The organism is Rothia sp. HMSC061D12, assembly GCF_001836735.1.
Taxonomy (GTDB): domain Bacteria; phylum Actinomycetota; class Actinomycetes; order Actinomycetales; family Micrococcaceae; genus Rothia.
Window position 1 is genome coordinate 582,010 of sequence record NZ_KV830305.1, and the last position, 16,059, is coordinate 598,068.

Below are 16,059 nucleotides of genomic sequence, written 5' to 3' on the forward strand. Positions count from 1 at the left end.
GCTTCAGGTGGGATAAATCAGTGGGTTAGTCGGGGTGGGATTAGGGGTAAAACTCAGAGATAAAACGGGCTGGTGAAAACGAGCCCGGCGAGTCACTCAGTGAAAGCCATTTTGGGCGTACACCTCAACGATGGCGTCTTCCAGGTCTTCCATGAGAAGGCTCGGGTTCGCGTCCTGTGCGGCGCCCACCGTGGCGGGGTCGAGCTCCATACCGAGGGCGCGGTACACATCCGCGGTGACCGCCCGCAGGGGCGCAGAATCAGAGACCACGATGCCGGTGCTGAACCACCAGCCGCCGGTCACCACGCGCTGGGCGGTGCCGACCAGCTTGATGCGGCCACCACCTGCGGAGGCGGGAAGCTGCGCGTGCACCGAATACTCGCCGGGGCAGTACTCCCCCGGGATTTCGCCCATGCGTGCATCCACGCCGACCTCGCGTAGCGCCTGCGCGTACATGGAACCGAACAGCTCGTAGCGCAGGGTGTTGCCGCTACGGGCGTCGGAGGCGGGCTGAAAATGGTCCACGACCAGGCACCCCTGATGGTAGGCGGCGGCATGCCCACCGACCTTGCGCACCAGCACCTCGAAGCCGTGCTCAGCGCACGCGGCGGCGGCTTCCGCGAAGCCGGGGTTCAGCTCGTCACGGCGGCCGAACGCGACCGTCGGATTCGGCTGATACATGCGTAGGGTGGCTTCACGCTTGCCGGTTGCCACCTCGCGGAGCATCTGCACCGTCTGGTCGTGGTGAATGAGGATATCGCCGGATTCGGGGCCGGTCTCTCGAATAATCTGCACGTTCCTATTTTACGGTTACGCCCGCCACAGCTCCTACGTCTCCCCACAATGCGAAAACGCCCACCCGGGTAGCTAAAACCTAGTAATCCCCCTCCCCCTCCGCTAGGGTAGAAGAAAGACCTAAAGCACCTTGGAGGATGCCGTGCATCAGGACCAGCACATCACCGCCCAAACCGCCACCCTGCCCAACTCCAACCCGGCGCTGACCGAGCCGCAGCCGCTCGGCGCATTCCCCGCCGGCTTCCTCTTCGGAGGCGCCACCGCCGCCAACCAGTTCGAAGGCGCCTGGAACGAAGACGGCAAGGGCCCCAGCCTGCAGGATGTGCTGCCCGCCGGCGGCCTGTACCCGCGCACCGCGGAGCCCACCGAGGACAACCTCAAGCTGGAGGGCATCGACTTCTACCACCGCTACCGCGAAGACATCGCCCTGCTCGCGGAGATGGGTTTCAAGGTCTTCCGCTTCTCTATCGCCTGGTCTCGTATCTTCCCCCGCGGCGACGAATCCGAGCCCAACGAGGCGGGCCTCGCCTTCTACGACCGCGTGCTCGACGAGCTCGAAAAGCACGGCATGGAGCCGCTCATCACCCTCAGCCACTACGAAACCCCGCTGCACCTGGTCGAGCAGTACAACGGCTGGACCAGCCGCGAGCTCATCGGCTTCTACGAACGCTACGCCCGCACCGTGTTCGCCCGCTACGGCAAGCGCGTGAAGTACTGGCTGACGTTCAACGAAATCAACTCGATGCTGCACCTGCCGTTCATGTCCGGCGGCATCAACACCCCGGCGGATCAGCTCAGCGACGCCGACCTCTACCAGGCGATGCACCACGAGCTGGTCGCCTCCGCCCGCGCCACCACTGCGGCACGCGAACTGGCACCGGGCGCCCAGGTCGGCTGCATGATTCTTGCCATGCCCACCTACCCGCTCACCCCCGACCCCGCCGACGTACTCGCCGCCATGCAGGCGGAGCAGGCGAACTTCGCGTTCGGTGACGTGCACGTGCGCGGCGCCTACCCCGGCTACTTCCTGCGTGCCCTGCGTGAGAAGGGCGTGGAACTGAACATCACCGAGCAGGACCACGAAGACCTGAAGAACACCGTGGACTTCGTGTCGTTCAGCTACTACATGTCCACCTGCGCAACCGGCGACCCGGCACGCGGCGAGCGCGGCGAAGGCAATATCCTCGGCGGCGTGGCGAACCCGACCCTGCCCGCCAGCGAATGGGGCTGGCAGATTGACCCGACCGGCCTGCGCGTGGTCCTCAACCAGTATTGGGACCGCTGGCAGAAGCCGCTGTTCATTGTGGAGAACGGCCTGGGCGCACGCGACGAACTGGTCGAGGTGAACGGTGAGCTCACCGTGGAGGATGACTACCGCATCGACTACCTGCGCCAGCACCTGCACGCGGTACGCGAGGCGATTGAGGACGGCGTGAACGTGCTCGGCTACACCACCTGGGGCTGCATCGACATGATTAGCGCCTCCACCGCGCAGATGTCCAAGCGCTACGGGTTCATCTACGTAGACCGCAACGACGACGGCACCGGCACCCTGGCGCGCTACCGTAAGAAGTCCTTCCACTGGTACCGCGAGGTGATTGCCAGCAACGGCGCGGAGCTTTAACTGGTAAGGCTCTAGAGGCTGTTCCTTATGCGGCAACCCTAGACGCTGAACCCCGCGAAAATCCCTGCACACGAAATCCGCAGCGCGTGAAACTCTCAGCCCGCGAAATTAGTACAGCAAAAGCCCCCGAGACTCCGAATCTCGGGGGCTTTCTACATGTCGTTATGCCTAGCGCGGGCGGCTCTAGTCTGTAGGCAAATCTAGTCCATAGGTAGGTCATTCAGGCTGGTGGACACGTACTCCCACCAGGTCGGCACCAACCCGGCATTCATCGCAACCCTCTGCGACAGCATGTGCGACGGGCTCGTACCGTAGAACGGTAGGTACCCTTCCGCCAGGGTCAGGCGTGCGGCATCTCGCACCAGGGCGCTCGCAATACCCGCGCCGCGGAAGGCGGGCAGCACGTCAATGCCAATCTGGCGCATAATCGGCGAATCGTCACTCAGGCCAACCATAGCGATAGGGTCTGCGAGCGCGGGGCTCTCCCCCGCCGCGGGTGCATCAGGTGTATCCCCATCCACCGGGTATGCGGCAAGCACCAGCACATCCGGGCGGGTCACGCTAAAGCCCAGCGCGTTCGAGTAGCGCTTATCCCCGCGGAAACGCTCAAACTTTTCAGCGTCCAGCAGCTCCACGCGCAGGCGGGTTACGCGCGCCTGCGTGTCCTGCGGGTCAACCTCAAGCGCACCCGCGGAAGCGTTTGCCTCCCTGCGGATGGTGCGCTCGCCCGTGATTTCGGCAAGCAACGCAGCCTTCAGCTCGGCGGGGTCAACGCGACGCATCATGCCCACACCGGGCACGGCGCACTTGACCTCCTGCGCCTGCACGCCCTCGGGTACGACCGAGTTCAGCAGGGCGCGGCCGGGCGTGTAGTAGATGCTAGTGCCGCTGACCTGCTGGGTGTAGGGGGTGAGCAGTTCGTTGAGCTGGCGCAGTTGCGCGTAGTCGCCGAGCCAGTTCGACTGGTCGCCGAGCATGTAGTCGATGGCCTTGTCCAGCACGCGCGGATGTTTGGCGCAGAGAATGCCGACGCTCGCGTAGTTGGCGACGCGCAACTCCCAGATGTCGTCGTTGCGGCGGCGTGCGGCGCCCATCTTCTCGGAGGGAGGCTGCACAGTGGCGAGCAGCGGCAGGCTCTCGGCGTCCGGGTAGTCGCGTAGCTCTTCGAGGGCGCGGCTAATCGAGCCAGGCGCCTGGCAGAAGTCCGCCTCCAGCTGGGTGTGCAGGATGTGCCGCGCACGGTCCGCGGTGGTCACAGCGCCGCGGTTCGCAGCACCACGGTTCGCAGCGCCACGGGTTGCCTGAGCTCCCCGCGTGGGTTCGGTTCCTTGAGTATCAGTCACGTAGGTTTCCTCTAGGGCAAATTTTTGACTAGTTCAGAATCTCGGCTAGCTCAGGATTTCAGCAAGGAACGCGCCGGTGTGCGAGCCCTTCACCTGAGCCACCTGTTCCGGGGTTCCTTCGGCGATGACGGTGCCGCCGCCGCTACCGCCTTCGGGGCCCATGTCGATAATCCAGTCGGCGCACTTGACCACGTCCAGGTTGTGCTCGATGGTGATGACGCTATTGCCCTTGTCCACCAGCGATTGCAGCACGGCGAGCAGCTTGCGGATGTCTTCAAAGTGCAGGCCGGTGGTCGGCTCGTCCAGCACGTAGATGGAGCGGCCGTTGGAGCGCTTCTGCAGTTCGGTTGCGAGCTTCACGCGCTGCGCTTCACCGCCGGAGAGGGTGGTTGCGGGCTGGCCCAGGCGAATGTAGCCCAGGCCCACGTCCACGAGGGTGTTCAGGTGGCGCGCAATCGGAGTGAACGCGGCGAAGAACTCTGCGGCCTCCTCCACGGGCATTTCGAGCACGTCGGCAATGGTCTTGCCCTTGTAGTGCACCTCGAGGGTTTCGCGGTTGTAGCGCTTGCCGTGGCAGGTTTCGCAGGGCACGTACACGTCCGGCAGGAAGTTCATTTCAATCTTCAGGGTGCCGTCGCCGGAGCAGTCCTCGCAGCGACCGCCCTTGACGTTGAACGAGAATCGGCCGGGGGTGTAGCCGCGCATTTTCGCTTCGCTGGTCTCTGCGAACAGCTTGCGGATGTGGTCGAACACGCCGGTGTAGGTGGCGGGGTTCGAACGCGGGGTGCGGCCGATGGGCGACTGGTCCACGTGAATGACCTTATCCAGGTGCTCCAGGCCGTCGATGCTCTTGTGGCGGCCGGGCACCTGCTTGGCGCCGTTGAGCTTGTTCGCCAGGGAGGTGTACAGAATGTCGTTGACGAGGGTGGATTTACCCGAGCCGGACACGCCGGTCACCGCGGTGAACACGCCCAGGGGGAAGGACACGGTCACGTTCTTGAGGTTGTTTTCGCGGGCGCCGCGCACGGTCAGCTGTCGCTTCTTGTCCACGGGGCGGCGGGAGGCGGGCACCTCAATGCTGCGGCGACCAGCCATGTAGTCGCCGGTGATGGACTTGGTGTTCTTCAGCAGCTCCTCGAAGCTGCCGGAGTGCACGATTTCGCCACCGTGCTCGCCGGCGCCGGGTCCTACGTCCACGATCCAGTCGGCTTCGCGCATGGTGTCTTCGTCGTGCTCAACCACAATAAGCGTGTTGCCCATGTCGCGCAGCTTGGTCAGGGTCTCGATGAGGCGGCGGTTATCGCGCTGGTGCAGGCCGATGGAGGGCTCGTCGAGCACGTAGAGCACACCAACCAGGCCCGAACCAATCTGGGTGGCCAGGCGGATGCGCTGCGCCTCACCGCCGGAGAGCGTACCGGCGGAGCGCGAGAGGGTCAGGTAGTCCAGGCCCACGTCCAGCAGGAACTGCAGGCGCGCGTCAATTTCCTTGAGGACCTGCTCGCCAATCTTGGCTTCGCGGGCGCTGAGCTGCAGCCCACGCACGAAAGCGAGCGCGTTGGCGAGGGACAGGTCGGTAATGTCTGCGATGGACTTGCCGCCGACCTTCACGCCGAGGATGGTCGGGTTCAGGCGCGCGCCACCACAGCTGGGGCAGGCGACCTGGCGCATGTACTGTTCGTAGCGGTCGCGGGCGAAGTCCGATTCGGTTTCTTCGTGCTTGCGCTTGATGTACGCCTTCACGCCCTCGAATCCGGAGGTGTAGCGGCGTTCGCGGCCGAAGCGGTTGCGGTAGGAGACCTCAACCTTGCAGTCCTTGCCGTCCAGGATGGCGGCGCGGGTCTTGGCGGGCAGGTCCTTGAAGGGGGTGTTCAGGTCGAAGCCGAGCTCCTCCCCCAGACCGGCGAGCAGGCGCAGCCAGTATTCGGTGGTTGCCTTGCCCTGCGACCAAGGGGCGATGGCGCCCTCGCCGAGGGTCAGGTCGGGGTTGGGTACGAGCAGTTCGGTGTCTACTTCCAGGCGCGAGCCGATGCCGTCACAGGCGCTGCACGCACCGAACGGCGAGTTGAAGGAGAAGGCACGCGGCTCGATCGTGTCGATCTGCAGCGGGTGGTTATTGGGGCAGGCGAGGTTTTCGCTGAAGGAGCGGGTGCGTTCGGGGTCGTCCTGCTCGCGGTCCACGAAGTCGATGAGTACGCGGCCGTCGGCGAGCTTGAGCGCGGTTTCGATGGAGTCGGTCAGGCGCTGGTGAATACCGTCCTTAATGACGATGCGGTCGACGACCACCTCGATGGTGTGCTTGTACTGCTTGGCGAGCTTGGGCGGGTCGGAGAGCTGCACGGTTTCGCCGTCCACGCGGGCGCGCGAGTAGCCCTGGGTGAGCAGGTCCTTGAAGAGGTCCACGAACTCGCCCTTGCGTGCGCTGACAACAGGCGCGAGGATCTGCAGGCGGGTGCGTTCGGGGTACTCCTGCAGGATGTCCACGATCTGCTGCGGGGTCTGCTGGGTGATTTCCTCGCCACATTCGGGGCAGTGCGGGTGGCCGATTCGCGCCCAGAGCAGACGCATGTAGTCGTAGATTTCGGTGATGGTACCGACGGTTGAGCGCGGGTTCTTGGAGGTGGACTTCTGGTCGATGGACACCGCCGGGGAGAGACCCTCGATGAAGTCGACGTCAGGCTTATCGACCTGGCCCAGGAACATGCGGGCGTAGGAGGAGAGCGACTCGACGTAGCGGCGCTGCCCCTCCGCAAAGATGGTGTCGAAGGCGAGGGAGGACTTACCGGAGCCGGAGAGACCGGTGAAGACGACCATCGCATCACGCGGAATGGTCAGGTCTACGTTCTTGAGGTTGTTTTCGCGGGCACCCTGAACCCGGATGCTGGTCAGATCGTTCGCTTTGAGTGCGGTGCTTCCGTGTGCCGGGCGGGGTGTCATCGAAAATCCTTTCGTCTTAATCTTCGAACTTAAATTCTACACCCTCACGCCTTTCACCGGCGCGATTATGCGGGCGGTGAAGGCGTGAGGGTGCAGTACTTATATGAGGCAGACTAGGAGGCGCAATTCGTCAAGTGCGGTTTACCAGCCGCGGGTACCCCAATCTTCCAGGTGGGGGCGCTCGTCGCCGAGGGTGGTGGAGCGGCCGTGGCCGGGCAGCACGATAGCGTCATCTTCGAAGCCGCCAAAGAGCTTTTCGAGCACGTTGGAGAAGAGCTCACCGAACTGCTGCGGGGAGTCGGTCTTTCCCACGCCGCCGGGGAACAGGGTGTCGCCGGTGAACAGCAGGGTTGCGGGAGTGCCGTCTTCCCAGGTGGTTTCGAGGGTGTAGACGATGGATCCGGGGGTGTGGCCGGGCACGTGCAGGGCACGAATGACGGTGTCGGAGCGGTAGAAGTCGAAGCTTTCGCCGCCGGTCAGCTCCTCTTCGATGGTGTAGTCTTCCAGTTCCTTGATCTCGGCAACGTCAGCTGCACCCGCGGAGGTGACGGCACCGGTGAGGTGGTCGAGCTCCTTAATAGCGCGAATGTGGTCCCAGTGGCCGTGAGTAACCAGGATGCCGGTCAGGCCGATAGCGCGAGGCTTGAGGGAGTTGAAGTCCTCTTCCTTCTCCATGACGCGCACGCGGCGGTCCTCAGAGTCGGTCAGTTCGAGCTGCGGGCAGTCCTTCAGGAGCGCGTCGAGGGTGAAAGCGTAGAGCTCTTCTGCCTCGGTTGCGGGGTCGATAAGCACCTGCTCGCCAGTGGCGCGCATGGTGATGAGGTAGACGCTATTGTCCATCTCGGAGACACTGAACGCACGGACGGTCAGTTCGGGGTTCTCAAAGATGAGGGTGGGTTCGGGGTAAGTAGTCATAGTTCCAGTGTAGGGGTTGTGACCGCACAGCATGCGCCTATGCGGTTCGCTCCCCTATCAGCGCATTCGGCGTTGAACGCGCGGGATACATGTACGGGTTGCTTGTGCGGGATGCACAGGGAACAGATTCTGGAGCATGCTCGGTACGGATTAGGTTCCGGCTGGATTCCGCCCGGCTGAGGTTCCACTGAAATTCAAAAGTTAAACAGAGAAGCGACTGCGCATCGATACACAGTCGCTTCTCATGACACCCAGGGGTATCTATCACTCACTCAAACACAAGCAACCCGAGGACTTTGGAAATCTCACGATTACTTGATGACTCAATAGTAGCGAACTTTTTGGGGGCTGTTTTACCACCCAATTTGGTACGGAGAGCCGGATTTAGTGACCCGCGCCTCATTGTAATCATTCTGTAATAAAAACAGGTGTTTTTTAGGGTATCCATACGTACCAATTTCATTTTTTTCGAGTTTTAGCGTGACTTATTTCACCCAAAATAATTTTAGAATTTCCCTCTTTTGGCACTTCGGTGCACCTTTAACTTAAGCTCCACACTCGGCAATCCCAAAGGTTCAATACACAGTTTTAGCCCGGTATTCTGCGGAAGTAGAGGGTTAAGGTGAAAGTATCTTCAAGTACTTGCAACTTCATGAGCAGGAAAAAATGTACTGCTCACCGTTCAAAATCTGCACAATTATTCGCGCGAGGGCAAAATCAATTGGTCTGTTTTACCCCTGTAGGCACCCCCTAAAGTAGAGGTTTTATTACAAAACAATAACATCAGCCCCACTTTCAGGTTCACTGAGTGCACCCATTAAAACCCCTTTCAAAAAGCAAAATACCTAGTCAATGCCGTATTTTCACAAAATGCAAGACAGTGTGTCACTAAAAAATCAACCTCTATAGATTGTTTAATAAAACCTGACCTTCAAGCACAAATAGAGCCCAATTATTAACCAGCACGTACCAATTTCACCCTCAAAACAGGCGCCCTAGAAGCCTCAATAAAAGGTTGAAAGACCCCTCCACCAGGGGTTTCAGGATCCTTCACTCCCCCTGGTTGCTGCCTGGTTGCAGCCGGGTTGCAGCCTAGTTTCATTCTGTTTTCAAGAGCTCCGCTCCCCCGCCCTCAAGCGTTGCGCACCTCGTATTCGCCCCTCATGCTTCCATGTATCTGGGGCAGAGCACTCTACAAAAGCACCATAGGGCACAGCAAAGGCGGCGCCTCTCCCCCGCTGTGGGGAAGGAGCGCCGCCTCCACTAGCTATAAATCAGCTGGAACAGCCGCTTTAGGACAAGCCTTAGGACAGGCCGACCATCACGCCGTTCTCGTCGAAGCCGATGCGCTCAGCTGCGGGGCTCTTGCTCAGGCCCGGCATGGTGCGCATGGTGCCGCAGATAGCGTAGACGTAACCGGCACCTGCAGCCAGGCGAACCTCGCGCACGGGCAGGGTCCAGCCGGTCGGTGCGCCCTTCAGAGTTGCATCCGAAGAGATGGACAGATGGGTCTTCGCGATAACCACGGGCAGGTGCGAGTAGCCCAGCTCAGCGAAACGCTTCAGCTGCTTAGCGGCAGCGGGAGCAATCGAAATGCCGTCCGCGCCGTAGACCTTGGTCGCAACCTTCTCAATCTTGGTCTCGATGGAGTCCTCAAGATCGTAGGTGTACTTCAGATCCGAAACGTCGTCACATGCCTCAGCAACCACGTCTGCCAGGTCGGTGGTGCCCTTACCACCCTCAGCCACACCGCGGTGGATAGCGACGCGAGCGCCAGCTTCCTCAGCGATACGGCGGATGGTCTCGTGCTCGGACTCGAAGTCGGTCGGGAAGGCGTTGATTGCCACGACCGGCTGAACACCGAAGTTGCGCACAATCTCGATGTGCTTCTTCAGGTTCTCTGCGCCCTTCTCCACGTCGGAGGGGCTTTCCTGCAGCATGCCTTCGGGCAGGGGCTTGCCCGGAACGATCTTGTACAGGCCGGAGTGGGACTTCAGGGAGCGCACGGTTACGACGAGCACTGCTGCGTCCGGCTTCAGGCCGGAGACGCGGCACTTGACGTTGAAGAAACGCTCCGCACCCATATCGGCACCGAAGCCAGCCTCGGTAATCACGTAGTCGGAGTACTCCAGACCAACGTAGTCGGCGACCACGGAGGAGTTACCGGTTGCGATGTTGCCGAAGGGGCCCGCGTGAATCAGTGCGGGGGTGTGCTCCAGGGTCTGCAGCAGGTTCGGGTTGATTGCGTCTGCCAGGATGACGGACATTGCGCCGTCAGCCTTCAGGTCGGCTGCGGTGACGGGCTCGCCGTCGTAGTTCAGGCCGATCACGATCTTTGCCAGGCGCTCGCGCAGGTCCTTGAAGGAGGTTGCCAGCGAGAGAATCACCATGATTTCGGAGGCGCTGGTGATGTCGAAACCGGTCTCGCGGACCACGCCGTCCATGCGTTCGCCCAGGCCCACGACGATGTTGCGCAGGGAGCGGTCGTTCATGTCGATAACGCGGCGCCACTCGATTGCACGCGGGTCGATGCGCAGCTCGTTGCCGTGGTGCAGGTGGTTGTCAATCATGGCGGCAAGCAGGTTGTGTGCTGCGGTGACGGCGTGGAAGTCGCCGGTCAGGTGCAGGTTCAGCTTCTCCATGGGAACGATCTGGGAGTAGCCGCCGCCTGCTGCGCCGCCCTTGATGCCGAAGGTCGGGCCCATTGCGGGCTGACGCAGAGCCAGGATTGCCTTGCGGCCGGTCTGGGCGAAGCCCTGTGCGAGGGAGACAGAGGTTGCGGTCTTACCTTCACCGAGCGGGGTGGGGGTGACTGCGGTAACCACGATGTACTTGGAGCCGCGCTTGCGGGCAGTCTCTGCGTTGGTGGTTTCGTCGAGGAGGACCTTAGCGACATACTTGCCGTAGGGTTCAAGGCGATCTTCGCTGATGCCGTTGTCTGCTGCGATCTTGTTAATAGGCCAAAGATCGGCGGCAAGTGCGATTTCGAGGTCGGAAGGGAAAGGCTTCTTCGTCATTGTCATCCTTCGAGTTGTACGAATCATGCTCTTTTATTCTATGCCTTGGCTCACTCATTTGTCCCTCACCTCGCCGGAAGGTGGCAAATAAACCCAATTTTTAATGCACTAATCCCCGCGACCGGCACCCTGCGCTCACGTGGAGCGGCAGGATCGGTGCGGGGATTAGTAGCGCATATACGCCGGGTTGCGGGTACAGCAGCCGGTATAGGAACCGGCGATACGAGCGGCTATTACGGCATAGTCAGCAGAACCTTGGTAGCGGTACGCTGGTCCATTGCCTCGTAACCCTTAGCCGCCTCGTCAATGGGCAGAACCATGTCGAAGACGCGGCCGGGCTCAATTTCGCCCTTGTAAATCAGGTCGATGAGGGTCGGCAGGTACTTGCGTACGGGGGCGGGGCCACCTTCCAGGTGAACCTGCTTGCCGAAGAGCTTATCGGTGCCGATGGAGCTGTCGTGCGGAACGCCCACGAAGCCGATGTAGCCGCCGTGGCGTACGCAGCCGAGAGCCTGGTCGAAGGACTGCTGGGTGCCAACAGCCTCCGCGACGCCGTGTGCGCCCACGCCGTCGGTGAGCTCCAGAACCTTGGCGATACCCTCTTCGCCGCGCTCTTCCACGATGTGGGTTGCGCCGAATGCCTTAGCGAGCGCCTGACGTTCGGGGTTGCGGGACATGATGATGATCTTCTCCGCGCCGAGCTGCTTGGCGCCGATAACTGCGCTCAGGCCGACGGCGCCGTCGCCAACAACGACGATGGTCTTGCCGGGGGCTGCGCCAGCTGCGTCCGCTGCGTACCAGCCGGTGCCGAGCACGTCGGATGCCGCCATCAGGTGCGGGATCTGCTCTTCGGTGGGGGTTGCGGGGGTCTTGACGAGGGTGCCGTCTGCGAAGGGCACGCGGGCGTACTCTGCCTGGGTGCCGTTGGAGCGCATGCCGATGAACGCGTCACCGGCGGCGATTGCCTTCAGACAGCGGGAGGGGTAGCCCGCAGTGCAGGTTTCGCATTCGCCGCAGGAGATGCAGAAGGAGCCAACGACGAAGTCACCGGGGGCTACGGTGGTGACCTCGGAGCCAACCTCAACGACCTCACCGATGTACTCGTGGCCCATTGCCTGGTGGTCGACGGGCTGTGCGCCGCGGTAGGGCCACAGGTCGGAGCCGCAGATGCAGGATGCTGCGAGCTTGATGATGGCGTCGGTGGGTTCGAGCAGGGTCGGCTTGTCGACTTCGTTGACGACGACCTTGCCGGGTTCTTCCATGACAACTGAACGCATGATGTTCCTTCCGGGATTGAGGGATAGTAGTCCAACAGTACGCCCCGCACCCCGATATATCAATAATTTTTTATGCTACGGGGTGAAGGTAGAAATTCCGACAATCGGAACCAGAAAGGAACCACCAAAACCGCTCCCACTCTCCTGCTTCCGCCCCAGGTTAAACCGGGAGATCCCGGGCATCCCGGCAGGGTAAATAGCCTCATTAAACAGCCCGGTTAAACGGCGGAACCCCCCGCGCATCCACAGTGGACACGCGGGGGTTCCGCTCGGTTTATCTCAGCCTCATAACTAAAGGCAAGAAAGGGTGCTTAGAAGTCCCAGTCTTAGAGCTTTCAGCCTTAGAAGTCCCAGTCCTCGTCCTCGGTGTTCACGGCCTTACCAATGACGTAGGAGGAGCCGGAACCGGAGAAGAAGTCGTGGTTCTCATCAGCGTTCGGGGACAGCGCCGACAGGATCGCCGGGGACACGTTAGTCACGGTCGCCGGGAACATCGGCTCGTAGCCCAGGTTCATCAGAGCCTTGTTAGCGTTGTAGTGCAGGAACTTCTTAACGTCCTCACTCCAACCCACACCGTCATACAGGGAGTGGGTGTACGCCACCTCGTTCTCGTACAGTTCGTACAGCAGGTTGAAGGTGTACTCCTTCAGCTCTGCCTGACGCTCCGCGGACTCCTTCGCCAGGCCACGCTGGAACTTGTAGCCAATGTAGTAGCCGTGCACTGCCTCGTCACGAATAATCAGACGAATCAGGTCAGCGGTGTTAGTCAGCTTCGCGTGCGAAGACCAGTACATGGGCAGGTAGAAGCCCGAGTAGAACAGGAAGGACTCCAGCAGAGTGGAGGCAACCTTCTTCTTCAGCGGGTCGTCACCGGTGTAGTAGGACAGAACAATCTTCGCCTTCTTCTGCAGGTGCTCATTCTCAGCAGCCCAGCGGAACGCCTCGTCAATCTCCTTGGTGGAGGCGAGGGTCGAGAAGATCGAGGAGTACGACTTTGCGTGCACGGATTCCATGAACGCAATGTTGGTGTACACGGCCTCTTCGTGCGCGGTCACAGCGTCCGGCAACAGGGACACAGCACCGACAGTACCCTGGATGGTGTCCAGCAGGGTCAGACCGGTGAAGACGCGCATGGTCAGCTGCTTCTCTTCCTCGGTCAGGGTCTTCCAGGAGGGCACGTCGTTGCTCAGCGGCACCTTCTCCGGCAGCCAGAAGTTACCGGTCAGACGATCCCAAACCTCAAGGTCCTTCTCGTCCTCAATACGGTTCCAGTTGATAGCCTCGACCACGTGGTCGACGAGCTTCACCTTTTCGCTCATTAGTAATTCTCCGATTCTTAAGGGGCGGTTACGGTGCCACGCGCGGCCAGCCAGTCGCGCAGGCGGTTTGCGTGTTTACCGTAACCGCCCCTTCCAGTCTTTAGTTATAGTGTGCCAGCTCAGGCTGAATGCGTCACAGCATTCGGGCTAGAGCATGCAGGATACGCAGCCTTCAACCTCGGTACCCTCAAGAGCCATCTGACGCAGACGGATGTAGTAGATGGTCTTGATGCCCTTACGCCATGCGTAAATCTGGGCGCGGTTGATATCGCGGGTGGTTGCGGTATCGCGGAAGAAGAGGGTCAGCGACAGGCCCTGGTCCACGTGCTGGGTTGCCACGGCGTAGGTGTCGATGATCTTCTCGTAACCAATTTCGTAGGAGTCCTGGTAGTACTCCAGGTTCTCGTTGGTCATGTACGGTGCCGGGTAGTAGACGCGGCCGAGCTTGCCTTCCTTGCGAATCTCAATCTTCGAAGCGATCGGGTGAATCGAAGAGGTCGAGCCGTTGATGTAGGAGATGGAGCCGGTCGGCGGAACAGCCTGCAGGTTCTGGTTGTACATGCCGTACTGTGCCACGTCAGCAGCCAGCTGAATCCACTCTTCACGGGTGGGGATGTGGTGCTTAGCGAACAGTTCGCGGGTACGCTCGGTCTGCGGTGCCCATTCCTTCTCAATGTACTTTGCGAAGAACTCACCGGATGCGTACTTCGAGTTCTCGAAGCCCTCGAAACGCTGGCCGCGTTCCTTAGCAATCTGCATGGAGGCGCGGATTGCGTGGTAGGCAACGGTGTAGAAGTACATGTTGGTGAAGTCCAGTGCTTCTTCAGAACCGTAGTAGACGTGCTCGCGTGCCAGGTAGCCGTGCAGGTTCATCTGGCCCAGACCCACGGCGTGGCTCATGCCGTTGCCGCGCTCGATGGAGGGTACGGAGCGGATGTCAGACTGGTCGGAGACGGAGGTCAGCGAACGAATCGCGGTTTCCACGGTCTTGCCGAAGTCGTCGCCGTCCATGGTCAGTGCAATGTTCAGCGAACCGAGGTTGCAGGAGATGTCCTTACCGACGGTCTCGTAGCCGAGGTCAGCGTGGTAGGTGGACGGCTCAGAAACCTGCAGGATCTCGGAGCACAGGTTGGACATGATGATCTTACCGGCGATGGGGTTCGCGCGGTTGACGGTGTCTTCGAACATCACGTACGGGTAGCCGGACTCGAACTGGATCTCTGCGATGGTCTGGAAGAACTCACGCGCGTTGATCTTGCTCTTGGTGATGCGTGCATCGTCGACCATCTCGTAGTACTTCTCGGAGACGTTGATGTCGGAGAAGGGCACGCCGTAGATGCGTTCCACATCGTACGGGGAGAAGAGGTACATGTCCTCGTTCTTCTTCGCCAGCTCGAAGGTGATGTCGGGGATGACAACGCCCAGGGAGAGGGTCTTGATGCGGATCTTCTCGTCAGCGTTCTCACGCTTGGTGTCCAGGAAGGCGTAGATGTCGGGGTGGTGTGCGTGCAGGTACACGGCACCGGCACCCTGACGTGCGCCGAGCTGGTTTGCGTAGGAGAAGGCGTCTTCCAGCAGCTTCATGACGGGGATAACGCCCGAGGACTGGTTCTCAATCTTCTTAATGGGCGCACCGGACTCGCGCAGGTTGGTCAGGGCGAATGCCACGCCGCCGCCGCGCTTAGAGAGCTGCAGTGCAGAGTTGATGGAGCGACCGATGGACTCCATGTTGTCTTCCATGCGCAGCAGGAAGCAGGAGACGAGCTCGCCGCGCTGCTTCTTACCTGCGTTGAGGAAGGTCGGGGTTGCCGGCTGGAAACGGCCGGAGATGATCTCGTCGACGATGTCTTCGGCGAGCTTCTCGTTGCCTTCTGCCAGCAGCAGTGCGACCATGCAGACGCGGTCTTCAAAACGCTCCAGGTAGCGCTGACCGTCGAAGGTCTTGAGCGCGTAGGAGGTGTAGAACTTGAAGGCACCCAGGAAGGTCGGGAAGCGGAACTTCACGGCGTAGGCGCGCTTGAACAGGTTCTTAATGAACTGGAAGTTGTACTTGTCGAAGAGTTCCGGCTCGTAGTACTGGTTCTCGATCAGGTACTCGATCTTCTCTTCCAGGTCGTGGAAGAAGACGGTGTTGTTGTTGACGTGCTGCAGGAAGTACTGACGTGCCGCCTGACGGTCTGCATCGAACTGAATCTGGCCGTTCTCATCGTAGAGGTTCAGCAGTGCGTTCAGCTCGTGGTAGCTCATACCCTTGAACTTCTCGGGCACGCTCTTGCCGTTGTGGCTCGCACCGAGAGTTTCTAGTGCTGAGGGCAGTTTTGCGTCCAAAATGCTTCCAATCCTTCGTTGACTTTTTCTACATCTGAATCGGTGCCCATGAGCTCAAATTTGAAGAGCACGGGCACATCGCACTTCTTGGCGACAATGTCTGCCGCGATACCGAAGAGCGGACCAAAGTTGGTGTTGCCGGAGCCAATCACACCGAGTATGTGGTGGCGATTCTGCTCCACGTTCAGGAATTTAACCACCTGCGGGGGAACGTTACCGGCGCCTTCGGGCTTGCCGTAGGTGGGGACGATGAGCACGAACGGCTCATCAAGAATGAGGGTGTCTTCGCCGGTGCGCAGCGGCAGGCGAAGGCGGCGGGCACGGATCTTCTCCACGAACTTGTGGGTGTTACCGGAGATGGAGGAGAAGTACACGATGAGTGGCGCTGTATCGTCCAGTTCGTCCTCGGTCGCTCGACCCTCGGAAGCATTGCGTGCATCCATAAGAATCTTGCGGATTTCTGCGTGCTCGTCGACGGGGTTGGGCGTGAGGGCGGTACTCAATCTG

10 protein-coding genes are annotated in these 16,059 nt (G+C 60.7%); 1 reads left to right on the forward strand and 9 read right to left on the reverse strand.

All coding sequences use genetic code 11. The features are described from left to right. Positions 1-96 precede the first annotated feature (96 nt). Positions 97-795, reverse strand: coding sequence for a lipoate--protein ligase family protein (locus HMPREF2682_RS02235; RefSeq protein ID WP_070830992.1), 699 nt, complete (start codon positions 793-795; stop codon positions 97-99). 142 nt (positions 796-937) lie between these two features. Here HMPREF2682_RS02235 and HMPREF2682_RS02240 point away from each other — a divergent pair, with 142 nt between their 5' ends. Beyond that, positions 938-2,419 carry a glycoside hydrolase family 1 protein gene (locus HMPREF2682_RS02240; RefSeq protein WP_070832579.1) on the forward strand — a complete coding sequence of 494 codons (1,482 nt, stop codon included), beginning with the start codon at positions 938-940 and terminating at the stop codon, positions 2,417-2,419. A gap of 200 nt (positions 2,420-2,619) precedes the next feature. Here HMPREF2682_RS02240 and HMPREF2682_RS02245 read toward each other — a convergent pair whose 3' ends face one another. The 8 genes from HMPREF2682_RS02245 to nrdI form a co-directional block, all read right to left on the reverse strand. Next, entirely contained in the window at positions 2,620-3,762 is a 1,143-nt protein-coding gene (locus HMPREF2682_RS02245) for a GNAT family N-acetyltransferase (RefSeq protein ID WP_005508796.1), read from the reverse strand. A gap of 45 nt (positions 3,763-3,807) precedes the next feature. Next, the gene (uvrA, locus tag HMPREF2682_RS02250) at positions 3,808-6,696 is read right to left on the reverse strand and encodes an excinuclease ABC subunit UvrA (RefSeq protein WP_070830995.1); all 2,889 of its coding nucleotides are present in this window, start codon (positions 6,694-6,696) and stop codon (positions 3,808-3,810) included. A 141-nt stretch (positions 6,697-6,837) separates the two neighbouring features. Then, a complete protein-coding gene (locus HMPREF2682_RS02255; RefSeq protein ID WP_070830998.1) occupies positions 6,838-7,611 on the reverse strand; it encodes an MBL fold metallo-hydrolase in 774 nt (257 codons plus the stop codon). 1,304 nt (positions 7,612-8,915) lie between these two features. Further along, the gene (locus HMPREF2682_RS02260; protein ID WP_005508799.1) at positions 8,916-10,628 is read right to left on the reverse strand and encodes a formate--tetrahydrofolate ligase; all 1,713 of its coding nucleotides are present in this window, start codon (positions 10,626-10,628) and stop codon (positions 8,916-8,918) included. Positions 10,629-10,861: 233 nt separating this feature from the next. Beyond that, complete coding sequence (locus HMPREF2682_RS02265) at positions 10,862-11,905, reverse strand: zinc-binding dehydrogenase (RefSeq protein WP_070831002.1); 1,044 nt, start codon at positions 11,903-11,905, stop codon at positions 10,862-10,864. Positions 11,906-12,246: 341 nt separating this feature from the next. Beyond that, positions 12,247-13,224, reverse strand: a complete 978-nt coding sequence (gene nrdF / locus HMPREF2682_RS02270) for a class 1b ribonucleoside-diphosphate reductase subunit beta (RefSeq protein ID WP_005508801.1) — start codon at positions 13,222-13,224, stop codon at positions 12,247-12,249. A gap of 147 nt (positions 13,225-13,371) precedes the next feature. Continuing rightward, complete coding sequence (gene nrdE, locus HMPREF2682_RS02275) at positions 13,372-15,552, reverse strand: class 1b ribonucleoside-diphosphate reductase subunit alpha (protein WP_070831005.1); 2,181 nt, start codon at positions 15,550-15,552, stop codon at positions 13,372-13,374. Next, positions 15,525-16,055, reverse strand: a complete 531-nt coding sequence (gene nrdI, locus HMPREF2682_RS02280) for a class Ib ribonucleoside-diphosphate reductase assembly flavoprotein NrdI (protein ID WP_049342045.1) — start codon at positions 16,053-16,055, stop codon at positions 15,525-15,527. The genes nrdE and nrdI overlap by 28 nt, the downstream gene beginning before the upstream one ends. Positions 16,056-16,059: the final 4 nt, after the last annotated feature.